The sequence below is a fragment of the Amnimonas aquatica genome (assembly GCF_002943415.1).
Lineage (GTDB): Bacteria > Pseudomonadota > Gammaproteobacteria > Pseudomonadales > Moraxellaceae > Perlucidibaca > Perlucidibaca aquatica_A.
On the sequence record NZ_PTQZ01000080.1, the window covers coordinates 1 to 7,293 of the forward strand.

Consider the following 7,293-nt stretch of genomic DNA (forward strand, 5'->3'; position numbering starts at 1 on the left):
GCCTCCCGTCCGCCACCCCATGACATTCGCTCCCGGCTGTCAGTCGCTCCGCGCCGGTTCCGGCCCGCCCCTGCGACACGCCCACGCTCCCATGCCTCGCCTCCCCTGTAAAGTGATGATCTGTAATGCCGGCAAGCGGTTATAATCGACCGATCCGCCCCTGCCCGACCGTTTTCCGGCAGGCTGGCGCAGCCGTCATCGGAGCGTCCCATGGACATCACCACCTACATGCAATCCCTGGGCAGCGAAGCCCGCCAGGCCTCGCGCGTGATCGCGCGCGCCAGCACCCGGGAGAAGAACGCCGCCCTGCAGGCCATCCACGACGCCCTGCAGGCCGACCGCGCCGACATCCTCGCCGCCAACGCGCGCGATGTCGCCGCCGGCGAAGCCGGCGGCCTCGACGCCGCCCTGCTCGACCGCCTGAGCCTCGACGACGCGCGCTTCGACGGCATGCTCGAAGGCCTGCGCCAGGTCATCGCCCTGCCCGACCCGATCGGCGAGATGAGCGACTTCAGCTACCGCCCGAGCGGCATCCAGCTCGGCAAGATGCGCGTGCCGCTGGGCGTCATCGGCATCATCTACGAGTCGCGTCCGAACGTGACCCTGGAGGCGGCGTCGCTGTGCCTGAAGTCGGGCAACGCCACCATCCTGCGCGGCGGCAGCGAAGCGCTGCAGAGCAACCAGGCCATCGCCGCCGGCATCCGCAAGGGCCTGCTCGCCGCCGGCCTGCCCGCCGCCGTGGTGCAGGTGCTGGAGACCGCCGACCGCGCCGCCGTGGGCCAGCTCATCACCATGCCGGAATATGTCGATGTCATCGTGCCGCGCGGCGGCAAGGGCCTGATCGAGCGCATCTCGCGCGAAGCCCGGGTGCCGGTGATCAAGCACCTGGACGGCAACTGCCACGTCTTCCTCGACAGCGAGGCCGACACCGCCAAGGCCGAACGCATCGCCATCAACGCCAAGACGCACCGCTACGGCGTCTGCAACGCCATGGAAACGCTGCTGGTNGCGCGCGCGCGCTGCTTGGCGATGACGTGCTGACGGCGACCGAAGAGGACTGGTACACCGAGTACCTGGCCCCCGTGCTGGCGATCAAGGTCGTCGACGGCCTCGACGAGGCCATCGCGCACATCAACCAGTACGGCTCGCACCACACCGACGCCATCGTCACCGAGAACTACACCAAGGCCCGCCGCTTCCTCGCCGAGGTCGACTCCAGCTCGGTCATGGTGAACGCCTCCACGCGCTTCGCCGACGGCTTCGAGTACGGCCTGGGCGCCGAGATCGGCATTTCCACCGACAAGATCCACGCCCGCGGCCCGGTCGGCCTGGAAGGCCTGACCTCGCAGAAGTGGATCGTGCTCGGCGACGGGCAGATCCGCCAGTGACCCTCCGCCGCGGTCGCCACGCGTCCCGGGCCGGTGGTCCGGGGATGCGCGCGGCGGCCGCCCGGCCCGGCGCCATGACGGCGGACCGGGCCGGACGGAGCCGGACATGACCGGCCTCACCCTGCTTTTCGGCGGCTCCTTCGACCCGGTCCACCGGGGCCACGTGGAAACCGCGCGCGCCTCCCAGCACCTGACCGGCGCCTGCCAGATCATCTGGCTGCCCACCCCGCGCTCGCCGTTGAAAGCCCGCACCGGCGCCACGCCGGAGCAGCGCGCCGAGCTGCTCCGGCTGGCACTGGCCGATGCCGGCGAGCCGTCCTGGCTGCTCGACACCGAGGAGCTGCGGCTGCCACCACCGACCTACAGCATAGACACCCTTCGGCGCTGGCGCGCGCGCCTCGGCGCCGACCGGCCGCTGGCCTTCCTGATGGGCCGCGACAGCCTGGCCGGTCTCGCCGCCTGGCGCGACTGGCGGCGCCTGTGCGAATACGCGCACCTGGTCGTGGCGAGCCGGCCGGGGCACGATGCCGCGCTACCGACAGAGATCGAAAACTGGGCAGAAAACCGGCGGATTTCACGGGCCGAGCTGCTACAATCGCGCCCCTTCGGCAGCCTGCTGCTGCTCGACACCCCGCCCTGGCCTGTCTCCAGCACCGACCTGCGCGCCGCGCTGGCGGACGGACGGCAGACCTCGGACTGGCTAGCACCAGCCGTACGGGACTATATTGACCATCATGGCCTGTACCTTGAACAGGGCCATGACCAGGAGAGCCACGCAAGCCCATGACCGCCCTCGATGCCGACACGCAGCGTCTGCAGGACACTGCCCTCAACGCACTGGCCGACCTCAAGGCCCAGCATGTCACCATTCTCGATGTACGCCCCCTGACCAGCATGGCCGATGTCATGATCATCGCCAGCGGCACCTCCACGCGCCACGTCAGGGCCCTGGCCGACGAGGTCCAGGAGAAAGCCAAGGCCGCCGGTTTCCGCCCGGTCGGCGTCGAAGGCGAACGTGAAGGCGAGTGGGTGCTGATCGACCTGGCCGGCGTCATCGTGCATGTCATGCTGCCCGCCACCCGCGTCTTCTACGACCTGGAACGCCTGTGGACCGTGCAGGGTGCCGCCACGCCGGCCGGCGCCTCGCACTGACCCCCCGCCTCCGGACCGCGTCGTGAAGATCCGCCTGCTGGCCGTCGGCACCCGCATGCCCGACTGGGTGACCAGCGGCTACGACGACTACGCCAAGCGCCTCACCGATGATGTCCGCCTGGAGCTGGTCGAGATTCCCGCCGGCAAGCGCGGCAAGAACGCCGATGTCGTCCGCCTGACCGAAAAGGAGGGCGAGGCCCAGCTCGCCGCCATCCATCCGCAGGACTTCGTGGTGGCGCTGGAGGTCGGCGGCAAGGCGCTGAGCACCGAAGATTTGTCGCAAAACCTCGGGCGCTGGCTGCAGGAAGGTCGTAATATCAGCCTGCTTGTCGGCGGCCCGGAAGGCCTCGCCCCCGCAGCACGGGCGCGTGCCGACATGCAGTGGTCGCTGTCGCGCCTGACCCTGCCGCATCCGATGGTGCGCGTGCTCCTGGCGGAACAGATCTATCGCGCCTGGACCCTGCTCAAGGGCCATCCCTACCATCGCTGAGTCTTGCCACCGCTGAGCCATGAACCAGAAGAACATGCCGAAGGGCAGCCGCAGGCCGGAACGGCTGATGCTCAAGGACCAGCAGCAGGAGACCGTGCTGTTCCGCAACCGCGCGGCCTTCGCCGGCGGTTTCGTGCTGTTCGCCTTCGGCATCCTGCTCATGCGCTACGGCTGGCTGCAGCTCATGCAGCACGAGACCTACGCCACGCTGTCGGAAAACAACCGCATCCACCTGGAGGCCATTTCGCCGCCGCGCGGGTTCATCTACGACCGCAACGGCGTGCTGCTGGCCGACAACCGGCCGGTGTTCGCGCTGGTGGTGAACCGCCAGCAGGCCGGCAACCTCGATGAGGTCATCGAGCGCCTGACGCCGGTGCTCAGCCTGTCTCCGGAGGAGATCAGCCGCTTCCGCAACCGCCTGCGCGTGGCCCGCCGCTACGAGCCCGTGCCCATCCGCACGCGCCTCAGCGAGGAGGACCTGGCCAGCTTCTCGGAAGTGCGCTACCAGTTTCCCGGCGTCACCGCCGAGGTCGAGATCTCGCGCTACTACCCGCAGGGCGAGCTCTTCGCGCACGTACTGGGCTATGTCTCGCGCATTTCCGAAGAGGAACAGAAGACCCTCGACCCGACGGCCTATGCCGGCACGCACCTGATCGGCAAGCTCGGCATCGAGAAATTCTACGAGTCGGCGCTGCACGGCAAGGTCGGCTACCAGCACGTCGAGACCAACGCCTACGGCCGCCAGATCCGCGTGCTCAAGCGCACGCCGCCGCAGCGCGGCACCGACCTGACCCTGCACCTGGACATCAAGCTGCAGCAGATCGCCCACGAGCAGCTCGCCGGCCGCCGCGGCGCGGTGGTGGCCATCGACCCCGCCACCGGCGGCGTGCTGGCCTTCGTCAGCAACCCGGGCTTCGATCCAAACCTGTTCGTCGGCGGCATTCCCGGTCCGCTGTACCGCGGCCTGCGCGACCACGAGGACCGCCCGCTGTACAACCGCGCCCTGCAGGGTATCTACCCGCCGGGCTCGACCATCAAGCCCTTCGCCGGCCTCGGCGGCATCCACTACGGCCTGGTGGACTGGGACTACAAGATCTCCGACCCCGGCTACTTCATGCTGCCCGGCGTCAATCACCGCTTCCGCGACTGGAAGAAGCAGGGTCACGGCATCGTCGACCTGTACCGGGCCATCGAGATCTCCTGCGACACCTACTTCTACCAGATGTCCGACCGCATGGGCGTGGACCGCTTCCACGACTGGATGAAGGAATTCGGCTTCGGCGAAAAGACCGGCATCGACCTGGTCAACGAGAAGACCGGCACGCTGCCGTCGGTGGCCTGGAAACGCAAGCGCCTGCGCGCACCCTGGTACCGCGGCGAAATGATGTCGGTGGGCATCGGCCAGGGTTATTTCACCGCCACCCCGCTGCAGGTGGCGCTGGCCACCGCCATCGTCGCCAACAACGGCCTGAAGGTGAAGCCGCAGCTGCTGCGTTCCAGCCACGGCCCCAACCCCGTGCAGCCGGAGCCGGCGGCGAAGGAGCACATCGCCTTCAACGGCCAGCCCGAGGACTGGGACAGGATGCACGAGGCCATGCGCCGCGTGGTCCATGGCGCCGGCACCGCCGGCGGCATCCGCCGCGGCCTGGTCGGCTACGACATCGCCGGCAAGACCGGTACCGCCCAGGTCAAGAGCATCAAGCAGAACGAGAAGTACGACGAGTCCCGCCTCGATCCGCGCCACTGGGACCACGCCTGGTTCATGGGCTTCGCGCCGGTGATGAACCCGAAGATCGCGGTAGCCGTGCTGATCGAGAACGGCCGCCACGGCAGCACGGCGGCGGCGCCGATCGCGCGCGCGCTGTTCGACTACGAAATCAACGGCATCGTGGCGCCGCCGCCGGCGCTGACCGAGCCCGCATCCGGAGGCGGTGAATGAAAGACACGCAGAGCCGCTTCCTGCGCCAGTCGGCACAGAGCGGTGCCGAATTCGAGAAGCGCACCGACCTCTGGGGCATTCTCCGGCTCGACCCGACGCTGGCCACGCTGCTGGCCACTGCCACCGGCATCGGCCTGCTGGCGCTCTACAGCGCCAGCGGTGCCGACACCGCCATGACCATGAAGCAGGCCAGCAGCTTCATGATCGGCTTCGTGGTCATGATGGTGTTCGCGCGCATTCCGCCCAGCACCTATGCCTACATCTCGCCATGGTTCTACGGCGGCGGCGTCATCCTGCTGGTCGGCGTCGCGCTGTTCGGCGAGATCCGCATGGGCGCCCAGCGCTGGATCACCATTCCCGGCGTCACCAGCGTGCAGCCGTCCGAGTTCCTCAAGCTCGCCATGCCCATGATGCTGGCCTGGTACCTGTCCATGCGTCCGCTGCCGCTGCGCGCCATGGACATCGTGATCTGCTTCGGCCTGATCCTGATCCCGGCCGGGCTGATCGCCGAACAGCCCGACCTGGGCACGGCCATCCTGGTGTTCGCCAGCGGCTTCTTCGTGCTCTTCCTCGCCGGCCTGCCGTGGAAGCTCATGGGCGGCCTGGCCGCCATCTTCGCCGCCGTGGCGCCGTTCGCCTGGCACATGCTGCACGACTACCAGCAGCGCCGCATCCTGACCCTGTTCGACCCCGAGTCCGACCCGCTCGGCAACGGCTGGAACATCATCCAGTCGAAGACCGCCATCGGCTCCGGCGGACTGTTCGGCAAGGGCTGGCTGGACGGCTCGCAGTCGCACCTGCACTTCCTGCCGGAAGGCCACACCGACTTCATTATCGCGGCCTATTCCGAGGAGTTCGGCTACATCGGCGTGATCGTGCTGATCGCGCTCTACCTGGCCATCCTCGGTCGCGCCTTCCAGATCGCCACGCAGGCGCAGACTTCCTACGGCCGCCTGCTGGCCGGCGCCATCACGCTGTCGTTCTTCGTCTATGTCTTTGTCAACGCGGGCATGGTCAGCGGCATTCTTCCCGTGGTGGGCGTGCCCCTGCCCTTCATCAGCTACGGGGGCACGGCCATCATCACCCTGATGTCGGGCTTCGGCGTCCTGATGTCCATCCAGGCCCATCGCAAGCTGATGGGCTGACAACACACTCGGAGGATTGCATGAAGACACTGAAGCACTGGCGCAACGGGCTGATGGCCCTGGCCCTGCTGGGCGGCACGGCGCAGGCCGGCGACTTCTCGCGCTACGAGGAGCTGAACGCCATGATCGAGCAGCTGGAGGCCGAGAAGGTCTATGCCCCCGGCGAACTGGCAGCGCTGTTCGACGGCGTGTCGCGCCAGGACAAGATCCTCGAGCTGATCGCGCGCCCGGCGGAAAAGACCCGCGAGTGGAAGGACTACCGGCCCATCTTCATGACCCGCAACCGGGTCGAGAAGGGCGTCGCGTTCTACGACCAGTACCGTGATGTCTTCACCCGCGCCGAGCAGGCGCATGGCGTGCCGGCCGGCATCATCCTCGCCATCCTCGGCGTCGAGACCACCTACGGCGGCAACAAGGGCAGCTACCGCGTGATCGAGGCGCTGGCGACGCTGGGCTTCGACTACCCGCCGCGCGCGCCCTTTTTCCGCCGCGAGCTGCGCGAGTTCCTCGTGCTCACCAAGCAGAACGGCATGAACCCGCTGGATATCCGCGGCTCCTACGCCGGCGCCATGGGCTTCCCGCAGTTCATGCCGTCGAGCTGGCGCCGCCTGGCCGTGGACTTCGACGGCGACAACCGCATCGACCTGATCAACAACCCGGTCGATGCCATCGGCTCGATCGCCAACTACCTGAAAGCCAACGGCTGGCGCAAGGGCGAGCCGGCGACCGTGCGTGCGCGCATCCGCGGCCTGGACTACGACCGCGCAGCCAGCACCGAGCTGAAGACCGTCAGCACGCTTGGCGCCCTGGCCAAGCAGGGCCTGACGCCGCGCGAGCCGGTGCCCGGCCTGACCGACGCCACGCCGGCCTCGGCCCTGCGCCTGCAGGGGACGGACGGTGGTGAATACTGGATAGGCCTCAACAACTTCTACGTCATCACCACCTACAACCGCAGTATTCTCTACGCCATGGCCGTGCACCAGCTGGCCGGAGAGCTCGAGGCCGCGCTGCGCGAGCGTGACAGCGCCGCGGCACAGCCCGCTGCGGGAGCCAGCCTCCTGCCCTGACCTGCAGGAGGTGCGTAAATGACCCTGAGGCATATCCTGCGGGCGACGCTGCTGCCCGCGGCGCTGGCACTGCTGGCGGCCTGCGCCGCGCAGCCGCCGGCCCCGCCACCCC

The 7,293-nt window shown here is 68.4% G+C and carries 6 protein-coding genes and 1 pseudogene; all 7 read left to right on the plus strand.

Features of this window, described 5'->3' with window-relative positions; translation table 11 throughout:
* The first annotated feature begins 210 nt into the window (after positions 1–210).
* The 7 genes and pseudogenes from C5O18_RS04705 to mltB all read left to right on the plus strand — a co-directional run bounded on the left by C5O18_RS04705 (position 211) and on the right by mltB (position 7,181).
* A pseudogene (locus C5O18_RS04705) lies at positions 211–1,388 on the plus strand (glutamate-5-semialdehyde dehydrogenase).
* Positions 1,389–1,494: 106 nt separating this feature from the next.
* A complete protein-coding gene (gene nadD / locus C5O18_RS04710; protein WP_105191904.1) occupies positions 1,495–2,175 on the plus strand; it encodes a nicotinate-nucleotide adenylyltransferase in 681 nt (226 codons plus the stop codon).
* Positions 2,172–2,540, plus strand: coding sequence for a ribosome silencing factor (gene rsfS / locus C5O18_RS04715; RefSeq protein WP_105191906.1), 369 nt, complete (start codon positions 2,172–2,174; stop codon positions 2,538–2,540). Before nadD ends, rsfS begins: the two co-directional genes overlap by 4 nt.
* 22 nt (positions 2,541–2,562) lie before the next feature.
* Complete coding sequence (gene rlmH / locus C5O18_RS04720) at positions 2,563–3,030, plus strand: 23S rRNA (pseudouridine(1915)-N(3))-methyltransferase RlmH (protein WP_105191908.1); 468 nt, start codon at positions 2,563–2,565, stop codon at positions 3,028–3,030.
* A gap of 67 nt (positions 3,031–3,097) precedes the next feature.
* Positions 3,098–4,969 carry a penicillin-binding protein 2 gene (mrdA, locus tag C5O18_RS04725; RefSeq protein ID WP_105191914.1) on the plus strand — a complete coding sequence of 624 codons (1,872 nt, stop codon included), beginning with the start codon at positions 3,098–3,100 and terminating at the stop codon, positions 4,967–4,969.
* Positions 4,966–6,114: a rod shape-determining protein RodA gene (rodA, locus tag C5O18_RS04730; protein ID WP_105191910.1), complete on the plus strand. Its 1,149-nt coding sequence runs from the start codon at positions 4,966–4,968 to the stop codon at positions 6,112–6,114. The genes mrdA and rodA overlap by 4 nt, the downstream gene beginning before the upstream one ends.
* Before the next feature lie 20 nt (positions 6,115–6,134).
* Entirely contained in the window at positions 6,135–7,181 is a 1,047-nt protein-coding gene (mltB, locus tag C5O18_RS04735) for a lytic murein transglycosylase B (protein WP_105191912.1), read from the plus strand.
* Positions 7,182–7,293: the final 112 nt, after the last annotated feature.

Excerpts from the sequence above, each read along its gene's own strand:
- nadD (WP_105191904.1), top strand. The coding sequence starts at position 1,495 with ATGACCGGCCTCACCCTGCTTTTCGGCGGCTCCTTCGACCCGGTCCAC.
- rsfS (WP_105191906.1), top strand. The coding sequence starts at position 2,172 with ATGACCGCCCTCGATGCCGACACGCAGCGTCTGCAGGACACTGCCCTC.
- mrdA (WP_105191914.1), top strand. The coding sequence starts at position 3,098 with ATGCTCAAGGACCAGCAGCAGGAGACCGTGCTGTTCCGCAACCGCGCG.
- rodA (WP_105191910.1), top strand. The coding sequence starts at position 4,966 with ATGAAAGACACGCAGAGCCGCTTCCTGCGCCAGTCGGCACAGAGCGGT.
- mltB (WP_105191912.1), top strand. The coding sequence starts at position 6,135 with ATGAAGACACTGAAGCACTGGCGCAACGGGCTGATGGCCCTGGCCCTG.